Here is a 20,583-nt window from a genome sequence, read left to right as displayed (position 1 = left end):
TTTTATTAATTTATACTAAGGCATAATGCCATTAGCAGCTTACTCCTGCAATGAAATCTTCTTTGTAATCTTTGCGGTTGTGGCAGGATCTAATTGTGCCATAATCAAAGCACTCTGCTGGCTCTTCATTGAACTTAAAATGCCACAAACTAAATCCAAATCTCCTGCGGACATAATTTCTAAAACCGCTGCCGCATCTGCTGGATCCATCTTTGCATATCTGTCTGCCTGCTCTTGTACTCTTTCATCATATTGAATTTGTTCTATTACCTGACGATAGATTTCCTCAGCATTTTCTGGATCAATCTGCTCATAAAAAGCCTGATATTCTTCGATATCTGGTGCCTCATCTGCAAATACTACTTTCTCATCAAATTCCTTAACCCTGGCTTCAAAATCCGCCTGATTCTTTTCAAACACCTGAAGCCGCTCCACTTCAGCTTTCAAATCACTGACATATTCACTATCAGCACCACTTTGACTTTGTAAATCTTGAAGCTGAAGCTCCAACTCCTTAATTCGTGCAACTGCACTTTCCAAGTTTGTATACGGATAATCATTCTCACTGAAAAATTCTTCATCAGTTGAGTCTGGTAATATTCGATTTATAATTGGTACATCCTTTAGAATTGGTCTTAATACTTTACTGCCAATACCATTAAAATCCTGCTTGATTAGTACAGCAAAAATAGCCAACCAAATAAGGACAACGATCAGAGCAATTAAAAAGTTTACAATCTTGCTTCCCCGTCTCTCACTATAATCCTCTTGAGAATCCATATTGTCATAATTTTTTTCTTTCTTTTTCGCCATAATTAATCTTCCTCATCCTTTGCTTTACTAAATTTAAAGCTCACCAATTCATCTACTTCTTTGCCTTCTGCCTTAAGCAGTTCCATTTTGAAAGCTTCAAACGCCTTCTCTTTTAACTTTTCATGAGTCTTTCGTTCCTTCATTGCTTCATTTAATGTGATTCTTGCCAGTTCCAGCTGACGAGTTGCATGAATCACAGCAATTTTCTGCTCATCCATTTTCATCATAATGATTTTTAGCGCTTCTCTATGTCTTTTCACTTCCATAACATTGATATGAGAAGTCATAAGCTGTGTAAGTCTTTCCTGCATCATTTGCTTTCTCAATGAAAGCTGTTCAAACTTTTCTTCCTCTTCGTCTAGATGTCTCTTGGCAGCTCCATACGCTGCCCTCTTTTGTTCTTCTAACTTCAATTTAATGTTCAGCAGGTCTTGCATTTTATAGAAAAACTTTGCCATTTTATCACAACCTTGCTTTTTTATTTGATACTATTGAAAAATATCACCTAACTTTTCAATCACTTCATCAAATGCATATTTTTCATATACTCCCTGACACAAAAATTGATTCACTAAGTCAATTTTTTCTATTGCATAATCAATGTTCTTATTCGAGCCTTTTTTGTATGCTCCAATATTAATTAAATCTTCTGCTTCATTATATGTAGCAAGAACATTTTTTAGTTTACCTGCAACGTCTTTATGCTCATCTGCTACAATGCTTGACATAACACGGGAAATACTCTGTAATACATCTATGGCTGGATAATGATTTTTATGCCCCAGCTTTCTGGACAACATAATGTGACCATCTAAAATTCCTCTTGCCGTATCGGTTATCGGTTCATTAAAGTCATCACCATCTACTAAAACCGTATATAGCCCTGTAATAGAACCAATTTGTGCATAGCCTGCCCTCTCTAACAGCTTCGGCATCTCGGCATATACGCTAGGCGGATATCCCCTTGATACGGGTGGCTCTCCAGACGCCAGACCAATTTCTCTTTGAGCCATAGAAAAACGAGTTAATGAATCCATCATTAGTAAAACATCTTTACCCTGGTCTCGAAAATATTCCGCAATTGCTGTTGCAGTTTTAGCAGCTTTATTTCTCACTAGTGCTGGCTGATCGGAAGTAGCAACAACCACAATCGATCGTTTCATTCCTTCTTCTCCAAGATCTCTTTCGATAAACTCACGAACCTCCCTGCCACGCTCTCCAATTAATGCAATTACATTAATGTCAGCTTTTGTATTTCTGGCAAACATACCTAACAAAGTACTTTTTCCAACTCCACTACCAGCAAAAATTCCAATACGCTGTCCCTTGCCAACCGTAATTAGTCCGTCTACCGCCTTCACTCCTAACGGTAAAACAGTATCAATTAATTTTCTCTCCATAGGATCTGGGGGCGAAGCTTCTACTGAATACTCTTCACCGTTTAAAATTACCCCGCCCTTCAATGGGCAGCCAAGGCCATCTAATACTTTACCAAGTAAATCCCTACTTGCTCTAATTTTAAGTGGAGCATGGGTGTTTTCAACACTGCTTCCCAAGCCGACTCCCTCAACCTTATCATAAGGCATCAGTAACACCCGGTCATCCCGAAACCCCACTACTTCTGCCTTAATCACCTGCTGACCATCCTTGGAAATGATATGGCATAAGTCATTCAGCTTTGCTTCTGGCCCAATCGATTCTATTGTAAGACCTACTACCTTCACTACTTTTCCAAGCCTCTTCTCAAATGTTTTATCAAGTAAAGCAGTATACTTTTTCATATTTACAGAACTCAAACAAACGCCTCTTTCTTCCTATTACTTATATTTATGAATTTGCCAACAGCCTTAAGTCTTTTGATAAATTTTCTAGTTGAACAGGCAGACTCACATCCATAATACGATCCTCCGCTTCAATAAAACATTCATTTGTCTTTAAGGAAGAATCTTCTACCACATCAAGTATTACATCTTGCTCTAAAAGTTCAGCAAATTTATTTTTATTTTGATTTACAATAAATGCATCTTCCTTTGACACACGAACTACAATTTTTTTAGGACCTTTCATATTTCTCATGCCAGCAGCAATTAGATATGTGATTATATCTTGCTTATCCTCAACTAATATGCCTGTAATTTTTTGAACCAACTGGATTGTTAATTCAGCAAATTTTGGTTCCAGCTGCTCCAGTTCCATCTGATAGTTTGTCTCAACTTCCAGTATTTTTTCTTCCAGCTCTTGTTCCAGCTGCTTTATTTCCAGCTTTGCCATTGACATGCCATTTTCATATCCCGCTTTCTGTGCTTCCTGATATGCATTCTCTTTTATCAACTCTGCCTGTCTCTGTGCCTCTTCTAAAATCAAAGCAGCATTTTCATTTGCAGAACCAATGATTTCTTCTGCCGCTTCCAGATAAGCTCCTTCCAGTTCCTGCTCTGGCTCTGGATGTATACTTTGTTCTGTTAGAGGACTATCTTCCAGTTCTGAATTTTCCGGCATATCATGTTCAATTCTTTGAAGAGATAACGGTACAAAACTGCCCATCCTGCTATCTGAATTAATAATCATTTTTTCAGACTCATTGTAAAAGATATAGTTTTTCTTTATAACGTTAGACAATGATCTCGTCACCTCCACCTCGGGAAATAATAATTTCACCTGAGTCTTCCAGTTTTCTTATGATATTAACAATCTTCTGCTGTGCTTCTTCCACATCCTTCAAACGAACTGGACCCATAAAGTCCATATCTTCCTTAATCATAGTAGACAAACGCTTGGACAGATTGTTGAAAATAACATTCTGCACTTCCTCATTCGAGCCCTTCAGTGCAACAGCAAGTTCATTGTTATCAACTTCTCTAAGCACTCTCTGAATAGACTTGTCATCCAGTGAAAGAATATCTTCAAATACAAACATTTTCTTTCTGATTTCATCAGCCAATTCTGGTTCATCAATTTCAAGTGATTCCATAATATGTTTTTCGGTACCACGATCCACTGTATTCAAAATGTCTACGATAGAATCTACGCCGCCAACAATTGTGTAATCCTGATTTACCAAAGAAGCTAACTTCTTCTCTAAAACTTTTTCAACTTCCTTAATCACATCTGGTGAAGTGCGATCCATCTGCGCAATACGTTTTGCTACATCTGCCTGCTTATCTGGTGATAGCGATGAAATAATAGCTGACGCCTGACCAGATGAAAGATAAGACAAGATAAGTGCAATTGTTTGGGGATGTTCATCCTGAATAAAGTTCAGTAATTGGCTTGCATCTGTTTTTCGTACAAACTCGAACGGTCTTACCTGTAAAGATGCTGTAAGCTTACCGATTACATCCATGGCCTTTTCATGGCCTAATGCCTTCTCCAACAATTCTTTTGCATAGTTAATGCCACCTTCGGAAATATACTGCTGAGCCAGACAAATTTCATAAAATTCATCCAATACTGCATCTTTCGTTTGGGTCGGCACACTTCTTGTATTAGCAATCTCTAATGTGAGCTGCTCTATTTCATCTTCCTTCAGATGTTTAAAAATACTTGCTGACTTTTCCGGTCCCAATGCAATGAGCAATATAGCCGCTTTCTGTAAGCCAGTAATATCATCTTTCATTTCCATTTAGTTACCCCCAATCGTCACTCAGCCAGTTTCTTAATAATTGAGCAACTGCATCTGGATTCTCATCCACAAATTTTTCAATTAATTTTCTTGTTTCTGATTTCTCACTGAATTCAATATCTTCAAGAGACTGATTTTCCTTAGTTGTAGCTAAAAGCTGTTCCACAGAAAGCTCTGGTTCCACTTCTGTAACAGCAACTGGTGCTGTACTCTTAAATACTACAAAAATTAACAGTGCGATAATTAAAACTGCAAGTATAATCATCAAGTAAGTTGCATATCCTCTTGGTGTAGTAACCTTTTCATTAAAAATTGGCTGTTCCCAGGATACAACTGCAATATTTCTATCTGCTACACCTGAAACTTGTGAAATTAATTCAATCACATTATCAGGAACCTCAAGTTCCACACGAACATCATTGGCGCTTACAAAGTCTTCCCATGTCGTTCCGTCTAAAGCTCCTTGTCTTTCTAATTCTGCTTCATCATAAACTTTATATGTGGTTAAAACCACACCCATGGAAGAACTGGCATGATCCACTGCTCCCACTTCGTATTCAATGTTTTTCACTGTACTGTTTGGCAAATAATCCGCTTTATCTAAAGTTGTCTCTGAATCCGAAGTAGTTTCTGACTCAACCATATAGTCAGTAGAATCCCCATTAGAACTCGTACCAGGAATCCCTCCTGAACCCGTAGTTCCTGTAGTTTTATAGTTATACGTACTACTGTAAAGCCCCTGCTCCATACCTTCATTGGTGGTGTACATAGTTTCAATCGCTGATACTTTATCCATATCAAACTGAATGTTCTCACCGCTTACTTCTACTTGGCTAAACCCATATGCAAGAAGCATGTCCCTAACATTATTACGGAATGTATTACGAAGTTTTTCTTTAAATTCTGATGATGAAGAAATCGTACCACCCAATCCCGTCTCATCTGTACCAGAAAACAGAACATTCGCCTTTGTATCAACAATTGTAATCTTTTCTGTTGTATCATTTCCTACTGCTCCAGCAAGCATTTTGGCCATTCCCTTTGCTGCTTCTGCCGACATATCCTCTGACAGTTCTAACACAACACTTACTGTAGCTTCTTTATTTTCTGCAAAAATCGTATTATCTTCAGCTGGTGCAGTTACATGTACAACTGCATCCTTTACGTTTTCAAATGTTAAAAGATTTTCCCTTAATTCATTCTGAAATGCCAGGTTAATTTTCTGATCCTTCTCTGACTGAGTTGTTGAAATAGAATTATCAAGAGCCTCCTGCCAACTCATTCCGGTTGTTGGAATATCATTGGTTCCCATTACTATCATTGCATCTTCACGTCGCTCTGAATCAACACTTACGGTTATTCCGTCACCTGATAATTTATATTTGATATTCTCTTCTTTCAGTAATTCTACAAAGGCACTAGCACTGCTCATATCTTCAAACTTATACAAAACTACATACTGCACTTTTGTTAACGTAACATACAGAACAACCAACGCTAAAATGACCGCTGCAATAACACTGAGAATAAGAGTTTTTTGTTTTCTCGAAAATTTCTTCCATGTTTCGAACAACTGGATCGGTATCTGCTTAACTCTTTCTACCATATTATCCTCTTTCCCAAACACTACACTATGCCGTAATGTTGCGTCCTATCATTTTTATTTAGAATTGCATGTTCATAATCTCTTTATAAGCTTCCAATATAGCATTCTTCACTGTTACAGTGTATTGTAACGAAATGTTTGCCTTCATCTGGGCATTTTGTAAATCGATTAAACTATCTGATGCACCTGTAGCAAATTTGATCTCTTCCTCTTCAGAATTCTTTATGTATCCATCCGTTTCATCGATCAAATCTAATGCAGATTGAAAAACCGTTTCAAATGCTTCATTGTTATTTGACTGAACTTTATTTGAATAGTTCAGAAGTTCATTCCCTGTCAGTGCACTAATACTTGAAATTGCCATACCTTACCCTCCACTATTTACCCATTTGTAACGTTTGAACCGCTAAGTTCTTTGCTGCATTAAACGCTGTTATATTAGCCTCATAGGCTCTGCTGGCATCAATTAAATCTGTCATTTCTGTTACTGTATTAACATTAGGATAAGATACATATCCCTCTTCATCTGCATCTGGATGTGAAGGGTCATATACCTTTTTTAGTTCTGTATTGGTATCCTCAACAATTTCAACCACTTTTACTCCATCACCAACTGTTCCAGATGCCCTGCTCAATGCATCCGAAAAACAAGTGATGTCCTTTTCTGCAAAAACAACAGATTTTCTTCTATAAACATTTCCATTTTCATCACGAGTTGTGTTTACATTTGCAATATTCTGGGAAATTACATCCATACGCAATCTTTGTGCTGTTAATCCACTGGAGCTAATGTCCATACTTCCAAAAACCGACATTTCATTCTCCCCTTTCCATTGTTTTCATCATTCAGACCGAAAGCTATCCCGATAAACTGCTATTATCCATTTAGACATTCGTTATTGCACAAGCTTCCTGCTAGGATTTTGTAAGTGCTGTTCTGATTCTGCTATACTCATTCGTCATAGAATCCAGCAACGTCTGATACCGGATTTGTGCTTTAGCCAGTTCAGCATTTTCTGTTTCAATATTTACATTGTTCCCATCATATCTATAACTAAGATTTGACTGATCTATATAAGTGGTTGCATTAATCGTGCTAAGATCAATATTTTTAATATTTTCATCCAGCGAATCTCCCCCTGCAACTTCTGCCAAAAGATAAGATTCAAACTGAACATCTTTTCTTTTATAGTTTGGAGTGCTTGCATTTGCTATATTATTATTCAATACTTCCATTCTTGACCAGTTGGCACTGGCTGCCTGTCCCAAAACATTAACATAACTAAACATATCTGAACTAACCACTCTGTCACATCCTTTCCCTATAATAATTATACTAAAAAAATATTAAAACACAAGAAATATTTAGTTTTCTCACCAAACTAGCTTTACAAAAAAAGAAATGCCTGTGTATAAGAAAGGAGTCATGAATGCTTACCCATTAACCCCTGTTTCTTGTTAGTATGAGTCCTTCTTCAGTCTCTCTAATTCATCGAAAACTACATCGTTTAGTACTTTGATATAAGTTCCTTTCATTCCCGAAGACCTGGATTCAATAACACCGGCACTTTCAAATTTCCTTAAGGCATTTACAATAACAGATCTGGTAATTCCAACCCGATCTGCAATCTTACTAGCTACCAGGATCCCCTCACTCCCCTTTAGTTCCTCGAAGATGTGGGTAATCGCTTCTAGTTCAGAAAAAGACAATGTTCCAATTGCTGATTTGACAATCTGAATCTTCCTGCTTTCTTCAGCACTCTCTTCATTTACTGAACGAAGCATTTCCAAACCAACAACTGTAGTTCCATATTCACTTAGTATAATATCATCTATAACATATTGAGCAAAACATTTATATAGGAATAAAGTCCCTAATCGTTCCCCAGCAATGTTAATCGGAGTAATAATTGCTGAATAACCGTCCATTCCATCAAACTGAAAGCCTAGTGTTTCTAAATTAACATTTTCTTTTGTCGAAAGGACATTAAGAAACCGTTCGTTAAGCAGCAAATCAATATGTCCACCAACACTATCTTTAATCAGTTCCTTTATTTCAGCAATATCTTTTCGATTATGAATTCCAAGCACCTTTCCCTTTTTACTGATTACAAGAACATTTGATTCTAATGTGTCACTTAATACGCTGCAAATGTCATTAAAAACAACCTTATGTGAATTATTATTATGTAACAATTTGTTAATCTTTCTTGTTTTGTCTAGTAATTCTACACCCATAAGAAACCTCCTGTAATCCAACTTAATCTATAGTTCGCTATTACAATTTCCTATTCATTTTAACATATTGTGTCCATAAAAACAATACTCGTTTGGTTATTTTGCCTAATTTTCAAAAAATAGAAAAAATAGCTGAAATTCATTCTTAACAATATCTAGTTTACCTTATCGGACTATACTTGTCAATCAAATCCATACATTTACAGTATTCTGCGGCAGATGACATAAACTCTCATCTACCGCATATCCCCTACTCTTTAATGTAACCACATTTTTCATTTGCACATACTACTTTGGCTCCCTTTTCAATCATAATACTTCCGCATTTTGGGCATTTCTCCTTTGTAGGCTTCTGCCAAGACATAAACTCACAATTAGGATTATCCTCACATCCAAAGTATTTTCTACCCTTTTTCGTCTTGCGGATTACAATTTCCTTTCCACACAACGGACACTCTACGCCTATTTTTTCAAAATACGGCTTTGTAGTTCTGCATTCTGGAAAACCTGGACACGCTAAAAACTTACCGTGAGGTCCATATTTTATAACCATATTCTTACCGCATTGTTCACATATCACATCACTGACTTCATCTTCTATTTTAACCTGTTCCAGTTCATTTTCTGCCAGAATAACGGCTTCATGTAAATCAGGATAAAAATTGCTCACTACTGTTTTCCATGTAACCGATCCATCCTCAACTCTATCCAGCAATGCTTCTAGATTCGCTGTAAAGTTCACATCAACAATACTTGCAAATGAAGTTTTCATAATTGCATTTACAACTTCACCAAGTTCTGTGACATATAAATTTTTATCTTCTTTTGCTACATATCTTCTTGCTATAATTGTTGTAATTGTTGGTGCATATGTGCTAGGACGACCAATTCCCTGTTCCTCCAAAGTTTTTACAAGGGAAGCTTCCGTAAAATGAGCTGGCGGCTGTGTAAAATGCTGATTTTTAAAATATTCAGACAATTCAATCTTTGCATTTTCTGTGATTGTCCCTGCCAATGTTCCCGTTAACTCTTTATCCTCTTCTGATACATAAACATTCATAAAACCTTCAAAAACAAGCTTAGATGCAGATGCGGTAAAACGATAAGCCCCTCCATCTATTTTTACTGATGTAGTCTCATATTTTGCTGGCTGCATTCTGCTTGCAACAAATCTCTTCCAGATGAGCTGATATAACCGGAACTGATCTCTTGCCAGAGATTCCTTGACTATTGTAGGGGTAAGTTCAACATAAGTGGGTCTGATTGCCTCATGGGCATCCTGAATCTTCTTTTCCGTATTTTTTTGAATTCTTTCAGTCGTAGCAACAAAATCAGCCCCAAAATGATTTTCAACAAAATTGCGGGCATCCTGGTCAGCTTCTTCTGAAATTCTAGTAGAATCTGTACGCAGATAGGTAATAAGACCAATTGTCCCCTTCCCTTTCACATCAACGCCTTCATAAAGCTGCTGTGCCAGTCTCATGGTTTTCTGGGTTGAAAAATTAAGTACCTTTGCCGCTTCCTGCTGTAACGTACTTGTTGTAAAAGGAATAGGCGCTTTCCTTATTCTCTCACCCTTTTTTATGTCAGTTACCTGAAAAGAAACCTTTTCAAGCTCACTTAAAATCTCATTCACCTGTTGTTCATTTTGAATCACTAACTTCTTTCCATCTTTTCCGTAAAATTTAGCACGTAATGGTTTCTTCTGTCCCTGCACATTAAAATCCGCTTCCAGAGTCCAGTATTCCTCTGGAACAAATGCATTAATTTCTTCTTCTCTATCGCAAATTATCCGTAGCGCAACTGACTGCACTCTTCCTGCACTTAATCCTCTTTTAACCTTTGCCCAAAGCAAAGGACTTATCCCATATCCAACCATACGGTCAATCATTCTTCTTGCCTGCTGGGAGTAAACCATATCCATATCAATGTTTCTCGCCTGTTTAATTGAATTCTTTACTGCATTTTTGGTAATTTCATTAAAAGTAATTCGATTGTTGGTTCTATCCCCTAAATTCAATGCCTGGGACAGATGCCAGGAAATTGCCTCTCCCTCCCGATCTGGGTCAGTGGCAAGATAAACCTTATCTGCCTTTTTTACCTCTTTCCGCAGCTTAGCAAGCAGTTCTCCCTTTCCACGAATCGTAATATAATATGGTTCAAACTCATTATCCACATCTATGCCCAGCTTACTCTTTGGAAGGTCCCTGACGTGACCATTAGAAGCCAACACCTCATAATTAGTTCCAAGAAATTTTTTAATTGTTTTTGCCTTGGCAGGTGATTCAACAATCACTAGATACTTCGGCATATCATCACTCCCTTATATAAACTCTGTAATATGATTCACCATCATATTCTCTTTTGTAAAAATCATATTTTCCAATTCCGTAAAACTTCATTAAGCATACACCATTTCCTAAACGGTTTCAAGTTATATTTTTATTTTTCAAAAATTCCAGTTGATGTAATAGTATGTAAATATAAGAAGAAAAACATTTTTCACCAAATATGTATGCTTTGTTTCTAAAAAATATCATCTTACTTTTTCTGCAAAAGGCGGAATTTCCCCTCACCTTTCCGCCATAACTATTTTACTGTATAATCCTGATGTAATAATTTTTTGATGTCTGTCTGATTAGTCCCATTAACTCTAATGATACTACCAAATCCATAACCTCAATAAGGGGAATATGAACCTTCTCTACAATTTCATTCATATGTACCGCCTCCAGATTTATGCACTCCATTACTAATTTTTCTTTTTCTCCAAGTTTATCTGCTTTTTCTTTCCCCCTTTTCTTGTTCAATTTGATTCCGTATTCCTCTAGTATATCCTGTGGTGTTGTTACTATTTTTGCACCAGACTGTGCAAGCCAATTGCACCCGAAGCTTAGTGGATCAAAAATTCGTCCAGGCACTGTAAAAATATCTTTTCCTTGCTCTAATCCAAAATCCACTGTGATAAAGGAACCACTTCTTTCTTTTGCCTCTACTACTAGTATTCCATCTGATAAACCGCTGATAATCCGGTTTCTGGCTGGAAAGTTTTGAGCAAACGGTGGTTCATTCCATCCATATTCGGATAAAATTCCTCCTTTTTTTAAAATTTCGTTGTATAATTTAATGTGTTCTGGTGGATAACAAACATTAATTCCGCTTCCCAGCACAGCAAACGTTTCCCCTCCAACAGAAATTACCCCACGATGGGCATGACTATCTATTCCTCTGGCAAGGCCGCTTATTACTTGAACCCCCGATTCTGCGAGACACTTTCCAAAGTAATTTGCTATTTCTCGTCCATAACTGGTACAATTTCTTGCCCCTATAACCGCAATTGTTATTTTATCATTTTCAGGAATTTTTCCTTTCACATACAGTCCATAGGGTGCCCCTCCGAAATGGCGCAGCTTATCTGGATATTCTAAGCTTTCTTTTGTGAGAAACGTAATTCCTTCTCTTTGCAGTTCCATGTATTCTTTATGAATTTTCTCCTCTTTTCTGCTATTTACGAGAGCATCAGCACATTTTTCTCCGATTCCCCCAATAGAAAGCAGTTCCTTTTTCCCAGCTAGATAAATTTCCTCAGGTGAATGAAAATGTGACAATAATTTATCTATTCTTCCTGTTCCAATTCCTTTGATACTTACCATCCAGAACCAAAGTTCTTGTTTTGTTAAATTCATAGCTTCACTCCATTTCAAAATGCTTTTTATCAGTTACGCGATAAAAGGTTGCTTCCTGTATATGCTCCTTTTCAATATTTCTGGAACTGTCCAAATCAGCAATTGTTCTTGCCACCTTCAATGTTCTATGGTAAGAACGAACCGACATTTTTAGCTTTTGGTACATAGTTTCTAAATATTTTTCGCTCTCCTTTCCAAGACCACAATACCGTTTCATCAGGTTGGGAGATAGCTGGGAATTAAAACGAATAGGAAGATATTTATATCGCTCAGTCTGTATCTCCCTTGCACGGGTCACTCTTTCTCGTATTGCTTGTGATGATTCTATAGACGTTTCATACATAAACTCCTTGTAATTCACTTCTACCGCCTCCGCAGTTAAATCGATTCTATCCCAAAGAGCCTGACTAATTTTCCCTACATATTTTTTAATCTGGTGTTCTGAACACTGACATTTTGTTCTATTTGGATAATATCCACATGGACAGGCATTCATGGCTGCAACAAGCATAAACGAAGATGGATATGTAAAAACTGCGTTTAGACGAGAAATTGTAATTTTACGTTCCTCCAGAGGCTGCCGCAGTACTTCAACTGCCTCCCGGCTAAATTCAGGAAGCTCATCCAAAAACAAAACTCCTCCGTTGGCAAAACTAATTTCTCCTGGCTTTGGTATGCTCCCTCCTCCTGCAAGTGCAGAAGGTGTAATAGTATGATGTGGTGCACGAAATGGTCTTTGAGAAACAAAAGAAAAATTAGAATTAAGCATTCCTGAAATGCTGTATATCTGAGATATTTCCATAGCTTCCTCAAATGAAAGCTCTGGCATAATTGTAGGCATTCGTTGTGCAAGCATGGTTTTACCAGAACCAGGCGGTCCAATCATCATCAGATTATGCTGGCCTGCCACAGCAATCTCTGCCGCCCTCTTCATTAAACTCTGACCTATTACTTCACTAAAATCAGATTTTTCTGCTTCAGATTGTTTTTTCATTCTCTTCAATTGATATGTAGTAGGCGGAATCAGTTTCTCCCCATTAATATGCCGCACTACTTCTAGCAGATGAGAAGCTCCAAAAACCCCTATCCCCTCTACTACAGCAGCCTCCCCTTCATTTTCTTTAGGCACAATACAACTAATAAAGCCTTTTCTTTTTGCTTCATATACAATGGGTAATACTCCGTTTACTCTTTTTATAGAGCCATCTAAACTCAATTCTCCAATAAACACTACTTCATTCGTGTTTTTATTAACAATAACTCCAATGCTGATTAAAATAGAAATTGCAATTGCTAGATCAAAGGTTGTCCCCTCTTTTCTCATATCTGCTGGCGACAAATTGACCGTAATTCTTTTTGCTGGAATTTTATATCCGGAATTTTTAATGGAAAGCCGAACCCGATCTTTTGCTTCCTTTACAGCAGACCCCAAGTATCCTACGAGCTGGAACACTGGCAGTCCATCACTTAAATCTGCTTCGACTTGAATCACAGATGCAGTAATTCCCTGAATTACTGCACTATAAGATTTACTAAACATAGTACTCCTTTCATTGTTCTCCCAATGAAAGCATATCATCTATGTTTAGTATAACAATTTAGAATTTAATTGTCTAGAATTTTTTTCAATTCATCCATGAAAGTATTTACATCTTTAAATTCACGATAAACAGATGCAAAACGAACATATGCTACTGGATCCAGCTCTTTTAATTTTTCCATTAGAATTTCACCAATCTTAGAACTTGCAATCTCCTTTTCTTCCAAATTGAAAATTGCTGTTTCCACTTCATCCACCAGACAATTGATTTGATCCACCGAAATCGGTCTTTTATGACAAGAGCGAAAAACACCTGCTTCAATCTTGGCCCTGTCATAGGATTCTCTGTTTAAGTCTTTTTTTATAACAACCAAGGGAATTGCCTCAACCTTCTCATATGTTGTAAAACGCTTCTGACACTTGTCACACTGTCTTCTTCTCCTGATAGAACTGTTGTCCTCCGCTGGTCTGGAATCAATTACTCTTGTATTGTCCTCTCCACAAAATGGGCACTTCATATTTATCCTCCTGATATTACTACATAAACATACGGACTTCCGCTAAGCTTATTATACCAAAATTTATTTTTATTAACAACATTTATGAAGTGCCTTTTCTGGATCAATTTCTACTAAAATAACATCTGGACCAATCTGGACTATACAACGGAAATCAATAATATATTCATACTCTCTTCCAATAATACCAAATAATTTGCATGGTCCTGGTACAATCAATTTTTCAATTCTTCCACATTCCAGATTAAACTCGATGTCACAGACAAATCCAAGTCTCTGACAGTCAATAGCATTTATTACTTCCTTTTCCCGCAGCTCACACATTCTCAAGGCTGACACCTCAAAATAACCCTCTTATCACAGTATATGTCTGACACCTCAATTTATTTGTCAGATAAATAATTTTTCATATTTTTCAAAGCTGTTTTTTCCAATCGGCTAACCTGTGCCTGGGAAATATGAATTTCATCTGCCACTTCCATTTGTGTCTTCCCTTCAAAAAACCTCAGCTTAATAATATTATTTTCCCTGTCTGAAAGCTTATTCATTGCTTCTTTTAACGTAATTTCCTCTACCCAGTTTTCCTCTTTATTTTTTTTATCACTAATCTGATCCATGATAAACAATGTGTCTCCACCTTCAGAATATACTGGTTCATATAAGGATACTGGATTTTGAATGGCATCTAAGGCCAGTGTAATGTCCCTGCTGCTCATCCCAATTTCTTCAGCAATCTCACTTACAGTAGGCTCTTTATCATTCTTTTTCGTCAACGCTTCCTTTGCATAAATTGCTTTATAAGCCGTATCCCTTAAGGATCTGCTTACCCTTATGCTATTATTATCTCTCAGGTATCTTCTTATTTCTCCAATGATCATAGGAACGGCGTAAGTACTAAATTTAACATTTTGAGTAATATCAAAGTTATCAATTGCCTTCATTAAGCCAATACAACCGATTTGAAATAAATCATCCACATTTTCATTGCTGTTTGAAAATCTTTGGATTATACTAAGTACCAAACGTAAATTACCCTTTACATATAAGTCTCTCGCTTCTTTGTCACCTTCTAAAATTCTTTTAAATAATGCTTCCTTCTCTGCGTTTTTTAGCAATGGTAATTTTGATGTATTTACACCACAAATCTCAACTTTATAAAGAGCCATATAGTACCTCCCAAATCTACCACTTTATTCTTCCGTCACAATAAAATGATTTACTATATGGCTCCCTTTTATTCAATTATTACTTTGTTAATTTAAGGTAATAAATTCTTATTTTTATCTATTCAAGTTTCAACATTTCTTTTTTCAGTCTTTTAATAATTTTCTTTTCTAAACGGGAGATATAAGACTGTGATATACCTAATAAATCGGCAACCTCTTTCTGAGTCCGCTCATTTCCATCCTCAGTGTTTAAACCAAATCTTAACTGAACAATCATTCTTTCACGCTCATTTAATTTTGAAAGAGCTTTGTTAAGCAATTTTCTATCTACTTCATCTTCTAAATTTCTATAAATAATATCTTCATCTGTACCTAAAATATCAGACAATAAAAGTTCATTTCCATCCCAGTCAACATTTAATGGCTCATCAATAGAAACTTCCATCTTTGTCTTATTATTTCGGCGCAGGTACATTAATATTTCATTTTCTATACATCTAGACGCATAGGTCGCTAATTTAATATTTTTGTCAGGATTAAATGTATTAATTGCTTTGATTAACCCTATTGTTCCAATAGAAATTAAATCCTCAACACCAATACCTGTATTATCAAATTTTTTAGCAATATAAACTACAAGCCGTAAATTGTGCTCAACTAAAATTGATTTTGCTTCTGTATCCCTTTCTGTTCCAAGACAATTAATTATCTCTGTTTCTTCCTCTGATTCTAAAGGTGCTGGCAGCACCTCTGCCCCGCCTATGTAGTGAATATCTCCTCTCTTTCCAAACAGAATATGCTTGATGTCTGGAATCATACGAAACTGCACTTTATTTGGTATAGAAATCTTTAAAAGCATTGAACTTCCCCCTGTAAATATTTTATGTTAATTCTTTATGTAATAACAGTTGATAATCACTATGATTGGACAATTTACCATAATATATTCCAACCAAAATAGAAACTGCTTCTTTTGTATATTTTCCATTTTCAATCATAATTTGATCCACTTTGACTGCTGGCAGCAGTCCGTGATTTTCTCCAATGGAATGAAAGGGTATCATTCGTACTAAAATAGGTGGTTCTTCATAATCTTTAAAATCAGTCTCTCCTATTTTCATAAATTGCTCTAAATAATCTTTTTGATTATTGGTTAATATTTTATTTATCCATTCATATTCCGCTATTACAACGGGATCTTTCGTATGTGCATCCACCAGACCATTGCCTGTATCTACAAATCCTTTCCCATACAGGACCTTTCCATCAAGTACAATCGTTACTGCATATATATTTGTATAATTATCCTTAACCGATGCCACTATACGTAAGCATGCCGGAATAAGTATACAAAAAACTCCAACAGCACATATCAGATTAACAAAACTTGTAACACCTGCAAAACGTTGCCGTGACAGCTGATTTAAAAATTGATTTAAATCTAAACGATAAAGAATAAATGACAATCCTCCGCCTACAAAGAAACATATAAAGTAAAGTATGAACACATGGATACAAAACTTTTTTAGACCTTTATATGAGAAAGCAATACGAATCATTCCTGCACTAATTCCTACATAAAGCAATAGAAACTTTATAAATATTGGAATTTCAGGAAACAGTATAGCCATACATGCTCCTGATGCTCCCAATAAAGCAGCCAGTGTAAGTTTTAAAAAACTACTTTTTTCCTTCATGATTTGCTTATGAATGTATAAAATAAAAAAATTCATACAATAATTGATAAAGAAAAAATAGTCTATATAGATAACGAGCTTCAACCTTCACCTCCATGACTACATTTCATTTCAACATTGATAGTATACAATATTTTCCAATTTCAATATGTCAAAACATGGAAGTAAATCAAATAATCTTTTTACTTTTTTTTACATTTTCTATGGTATTATATTTGAATTGAGATTTTCCCTTAGAGAAAGAAATCCTTTGTGTGAAAATCATCACACAAAGGATAAAGATATTTTATTTATGATTTCTTTGTAAAAATTCTGGTATTTTTATTCCACCATGATCTGACTCAGCTTTTATAGTTGGCTTAACTGGAGCAGAACCTGACGGTGTACTATTTGAAGAGAATACAGGTCTCTGGGTTGGTGCCTGCTTGGCTGGTACAGCAGTGGAAGCCGCCCTGTTATGCATAGAGGAACTTTCTGTTCCCTGGGACTTAAAGTTATAGCTTGTCTTTGGAGCAGTTGTATTAATAAAATTAGGTGCTTTAATACTATTCCCAATGTCCTCTAGTCCAGTTGCTATTACTGTAATGGTCGCCTGTTCTGGTAATGCTTCATCATACATGGCTCCAAAAATAATATTAGCGGTTTCACCAGCAAGCTCCTGAACATAAGTAGCTGCTTCATTCGCCTCAAACAAACTGATGTCACCTGATACATTAATAATCACATGAGAGGCACCTTCAATAGTAGTTTCCAATAAAGGACTAGAAATGGCCTGTTTTACTGCCTCGACGCACTTTTCATCACCTTTTCCAACACCAATGCCAATATGTGCAATGCCTTTATCCTTCATAACAGTCTGTACATCTGCGAAATCTAGATTAATCAGACCTGGAACATTAATTAAATCTGTAATTCCTTGTACGCCCTGCTGTAAAACTTCATCAGCCTTACGAAGTGCATCTGGCATTGTAGTTCTCCGATCTACAATCTCCAACAGCTTATCATTAGGAATGACAATCAATGTATCTACATGCTGCTTTAATTTTTCAATTCCATTTACCGCATTATTCATTCTTGTTTTTGCTTCAAACTTAAACGGCTTAGTCACAATACCAACTGTCAGTATACCCAAATCTTTAGAAATCTGTGCAACTACAGGTGCTGCTCCTGTTCCCGTTCCGCCACCCATTCCACAAGTTACAAATACCATATCACAGCCTCGGATTACCTCAGCTAATTCTTCTTTACTTTCTTCAGCAGCCTTTTCCCCAACTTCCGGCTGCGCACCAGCTCCCAGTCCTTTTGTTAATTTCTCTCCAATCTGGATGCAAATAGGTGCCTTACAATTTTTTAAATGTTGCTTATCTGTATTTACACAAACAAAATCAACGCCTGCTATACTCTCTTCTATCATCCTGTTAACAGCATTATTCCCAGCACCTCCAACACCGATAACCAGTATTTTCGCCGCGGATTCTGCTTCATTTGATTTTATTTCAAGCAAGGTACTTCCTCCTTTATCATTCAATAGATCCCTATTTCTTACACTTATATTCAGATATGATATTACAATTCTATAGTATATAATATATTTTTTCTATAGAATAATCAAGCTTTTCTTTAAATTTTTTAATCTTCGTGAAAGATTATCTTGTCCTGGCCTTCTTCAAAGTTTTCCATATCCAGCTCTCCCTTCAGCTTTTTTTCTTGCGCTTTTGGTAAAAGCTTAGAAAGCTCTGCAAGCTGTGTATCATAATGGTCCCTTTTTCCCAAAATCACCCGTATATCGTGGGAATATAAAGTAACTTCCATATTATAATTGAAATTAACCTTGTCCACATCCAGTTCATATTGGTTTATTAACTTTGAAATCTCCAAAATCACACTAAAAATCTCTTCCTTCTCAACTGAAAGCTTCTCTTGTAAATTAATTGCATTAAACTTTACCCCTGTAATCAACGGTAAATCTGCAACCTTTTCTGATGATGATTCAATCACCGTACCATCCTTATCCAGATAAAAGTATTCCTCCATATATTTTATGCATGAAATCATGGATTTCTCATATATATTAATTAGGATTTTGTTTCTTCCTTTGATTTCAATATCATACTCATCTACAAATGGTATCGTTGGCTTTTTTAAATATTTATACTTAATATAAAAAAGCAATGTGTTACTGTCTGCTGCTGTTTGTTTGAAATACTCAAGTACTTCATCTTCTGTATAAAAGCTGCATCCCTTTGTTGTAATAACCTCCAGTCGGAAGAAGCCTGTGTAAGCAACATACAATGCAAACACGATTAACACTATCATGCATATTTTCTTTAAGGTACGATTCTTTTGTGCTTTTTCCTCCTCATTTTGGATACTATTTTTCATCACATATGCTCCTATTATAGACTTTTTACTGCAAAGAAATTTCTGCTCCTAAACTACGGTAGCTCGTTACAATATCTTCATAACCTCGTTGAATAAAATGAGGATTTGCAATGGTTGTAACACCTTCTGCCATCATTGCTGCAATTACCAAAGCTGCCCCCCCTCTTAAATCATGAGCTGTAACATCTGTTCCTTTTAACTTCTTCACTTGGCGGATTACTGCGGCTCTTCCATCAATTACAATATCTGCCCCCATTTTTGTTAATTCTCCTGCTGTCTTATATCTGCCTTCAAAAATATTTTCCACCATAATGTTGACACCTTCTGCTTTTGTCAGAATAGCCATGAACTGGCTCTGCATATCTGTTGGAAATCCTGGATATGGTCTGGTTCGAATTAAACCAATCTTTTTTAATCTGCCTGATGACTTTACATAAAGTCCTCCTTCTGTTTCCTGCATTTCCACACCCATTAAATACAACAAATCCACTACTTCCTTTTGCTGCCGGGTACAATTGGCATGTAAATACAATTCTCCGCCAATACCTGCAACCGCAGCTAAGTATGTTCCTGCCACAATTCGATCTGACACAACACGATATTTGACTCCATGTAAACTCTGTACCCCTTTTATTTTCAGTATGTCTGTTCCATCTCCTTCAATATCAGCTCCCATCTTTCTCAGAAAGCTACACAACTCCACTATCTCAGGTTCTTTAGCAGCATTTCGGATAATAGTAATACCCTTCGCTAAAACTGCCGCTAAAACTACATTTTCTGTTGCTCCAACGCTAGGAAAATAAAATTCTATCTCACTTCCTTTTAATTCTTCTGTCATGCACCGAATTTTATTATCCATCTCAATCATTTTCACATTCATCTTTTCAAATGACTTTAGATGAATGTCAATCGGTCTACCTCCAATGGAACAGCCGCCAGGATAAGAAATTTCAACTTTTCCTGTTCTCCCTAGCATCGCTCCCAGAACTATAATGGAAGATCTCATTTCTCTGGCCTCTTGCTCTGGAATGATTTCAGTATTCAAACTGCCAGCATCAATCACTAAACCATCTGTCTCCCACTTAACCTTGCAGCCAATACCTTGCATCAATGAAATCATTGCATACACATCTTTGATTTTTGGACATTGCTGGATACAAACTGCATCCTTGCAAAGTATACAAGCTGCCAATATAGGTAGTACCGCGTTTTTTGAGCCTTGTACGTTAACCTCTCCACTAAGTATTCTTCCACCTTCAACACGAAGAACTGCCATGGGTACACCTCAGAAAGCTTGAAATATACTATTAGTATA

At 36.4% G+C, this 20,583-nt stretch carries 21 protein-coding genes; all 21 read right to left on the bottom strand.

Translation table 11 applies throughout. From position 1 onward, the window contains the following. Positions 1-39: 39 nt before the first annotated feature. Positions 40-813: a MotE family protein gene (locus tag BM305_RS13985; protein ID WP_092561923.1), complete on the bottom strand. Its 774-nt coding sequence runs from the start codon at positions 811-813 to the stop codon at positions 40-42. Positions 814-815: 2 nt separating this feature from the next. Beyond that, the gene (gene fliJ, locus BM305_RS13980) at positions 816-1,271 is read right to left on the bottom strand and encodes a flagellar export protein FliJ (RefSeq protein ID WP_092561920.1); all 456 of its coding nucleotides are present in this window, start codon (positions 1,269-1,271) and stop codon (positions 816-818) included. A 30-nt stretch (positions 1,272-1,301) separates the two neighbouring features. Continuing rightward, a complete protein-coding gene (fliI, locus tag BM305_RS13975; protein WP_092562221.1) occupies positions 1,302-2,594 on the bottom strand; it encodes a flagellar protein export ATPase FliI in 1,293 nt (430 codons plus the stop codon). A 46-nt stretch (positions 2,595-2,640) separates the two neighbouring features. Continuing rightward, positions 2,641-3,432, bottom strand: coding sequence for a FliH/SctL family protein (locus BM305_RS13970; protein WP_092561917.1), 792 nt, complete (start codon positions 3,430-3,432; stop codon positions 2,641-2,643). Next, positions 3,425-4,429, bottom strand: a complete 1,005-nt coding sequence (gene fliG / locus BM305_RS13965) for a flagellar motor switch protein FliG (protein WP_456297655.1) — start codon at positions 4,427-4,429, stop codon at positions 3,425-3,427. Before fliG ends, BM305_RS13970 begins: the two co-directional genes overlap by 8 nt. Before the next feature lie 10 nt (positions 4,430-4,439). Continuing rightward, positions 4,440-6,041 (bottom strand): flagellar M-ring protein FliF C-terminal domain-containing protein, encoded by a 1,602-nt coding sequence (locus BM305_RS13960; RefSeq protein ID WP_092561911.1) that lies wholly within the window; start codon positions 6,039-6,041, stop codon positions 4,440-4,442. A 58-nt stretch (positions 6,042-6,099) separates the two neighbouring features. Further along, positions 6,100-6,405 (bottom strand): flagellar hook-basal body complex protein FliE, encoded by a 306-nt coding sequence (locus BM305_RS13955; protein ID WP_092561908.1) that lies wholly within the window; start codon positions 6,403-6,405, stop codon positions 6,100-6,102. Between the two features lie 13 nt (positions 6,406-6,418). Next, positions 6,419-6,856, bottom strand: a complete 438-nt coding sequence (flgC, locus tag BM305_RS13950; RefSeq protein WP_092561905.1) for a flagellar basal body rod protein FlgC — start codon at positions 6,854-6,856, stop codon at positions 6,419-6,421. Positions 6,857-6,956: 100 nt separating this feature from the next. After that, positions 6,957-7,331, bottom strand: coding sequence for a flagellar basal body rod protein FlgB (gene flgB, locus BM305_RS13945; protein WP_092562218.1), 375 nt, complete (start codon positions 7,329-7,331; stop codon positions 6,957-6,959). Positions 7,332-7,499: 168 nt separating this feature from the next. Continuing rightward, positions 7,500-8,279 carry a GTP-sensing pleiotropic transcriptional regulator CodY gene (codY, locus tag BM305_RS13940; RefSeq protein WP_092561902.1) on the bottom strand — a complete coding sequence of 260 codons (780 nt, stop codon included), beginning with the start codon at positions 8,277-8,279 and terminating at the stop codon, positions 7,500-7,502. Between the two features lie 250 nt (positions 8,280-8,529). After that, positions 8,530-10,590, bottom strand: a complete 2,061-nt coding sequence (gene topA, locus BM305_RS13935) for a type I DNA topoisomerase (protein ID WP_092561899.1) — start codon at positions 10,588-10,590, stop codon at positions 8,530-8,532. A gap of 283 nt (positions 10,591-10,873) precedes the next feature. Beyond that, positions 10,874-11,965, bottom strand: a complete 1,092-nt coding sequence (gene dprA, locus BM305_RS13930) for a DNA-processing protein DprA (protein ID WP_092561896.1) — start codon at positions 11,963-11,965, stop codon at positions 10,874-10,876. A 4-nt stretch (positions 11,966-11,969) separates the two neighbouring features. Continuing rightward, on the bottom strand, positions 11,970-13,505 hold the full coding sequence (locus BM305_RS13925; RefSeq protein WP_092561893.1) for a YifB family Mg chelatase-like AAA ATPase: 1,536 nt from the start codon (positions 13,503-13,505) through the stop codon (positions 11,970-11,972). A 65-nt stretch (positions 13,506-13,570) separates the two neighbouring features. Further along, the gene (nrdR, locus tag BM305_RS13920) at positions 13,571-14,023 is read right to left on the bottom strand and encodes a transcriptional regulator NrdR (protein WP_092561890.1); all 453 of its coding nucleotides are present in this window, start codon (positions 14,021-14,023) and stop codon (positions 13,571-13,573) included. A 72-nt stretch (positions 14,024-14,095) separates the two neighbouring features. Next, positions 14,096-14,362: a PRC-barrel domain-containing protein gene (locus tag BM305_RS13915; protein WP_330393492.1), complete on the bottom strand. Its 267-nt coding sequence runs from the start codon at positions 14,360-14,362 to the stop codon at positions 14,096-14,098. A gap of 44 nt (positions 14,363-14,406) precedes the next feature. Next, positions 14,407-15,189, bottom strand: a complete 783-nt coding sequence (gene sigG / locus BM305_RS13910; RefSeq protein ID WP_092561887.1) for an RNA polymerase sporulation sigma factor SigG — start codon at positions 15,187-15,189, stop codon at positions 14,407-14,409. A 118-nt stretch (positions 15,190-15,307) separates the two neighbouring features. Beyond that, positions 15,308-16,048, bottom strand: coding sequence for an RNA polymerase sporulation sigma factor SigE (gene sigE, locus BM305_RS13905; protein ID WP_092561883.1), 741 nt, complete (start codon positions 16,046-16,048; stop codon positions 15,308-15,310). Between the two features lie 22 nt (positions 16,049-16,070). After that, complete coding sequence (locus BM305_RS13900) at positions 16,071-16,970, bottom strand: sigma-E processing peptidase SpoIIGA (protein WP_092561880.1); 900 nt, start codon at positions 16,968-16,970, stop codon at positions 16,071-16,073. 202 nt (positions 16,971-17,172) lie between these two features. Continuing rightward, positions 17,173-18,390: a cell division protein FtsZ gene (gene ftsZ, locus BM305_RS13895; protein WP_092561877.1), complete on the bottom strand. Its 1,218-nt coding sequence runs from the start codon at positions 18,388-18,390 to the stop codon at positions 17,173-17,175. Positions 18,391-18,515: 125 nt separating this feature from the next. Further along, positions 18,516-19,268: a cell division protein FtsQ/DivIB gene (locus BM305_RS13890; protein WP_092561875.1), complete on the bottom strand. Its 753-nt coding sequence runs from the start codon at positions 19,266-19,268 to the stop codon at positions 18,516-18,518. A gap of 25 nt (positions 19,269-19,293) precedes the next feature. Continuing rightward, positions 19,294-20,544, bottom strand: a complete 1,251-nt coding sequence (murA, locus tag BM305_RS13885) for a UDP-N-acetylglucosamine 1-carboxyvinyltransferase (protein ID WP_092561872.1) — start codon at positions 20,542-20,544, stop codon at positions 19,294-19,296. Positions 20,545-20,583: the final 39 nt, after the last annotated feature.

It is taken from the genome of Anaeromicropila populeti, assembly GCF_900112775.1.
Taxonomy (GTDB): Bacteria; Bacillota; Clostridia; order Lachnospirales; family Lachnospiraceae; genus Anaeromicropila_A; species Anaeromicropila_A populeti.
Note: the sequence above shows the minus strand (reverse complement) of the source record. Positions and strands in the feature narration are given on the sequence as shown.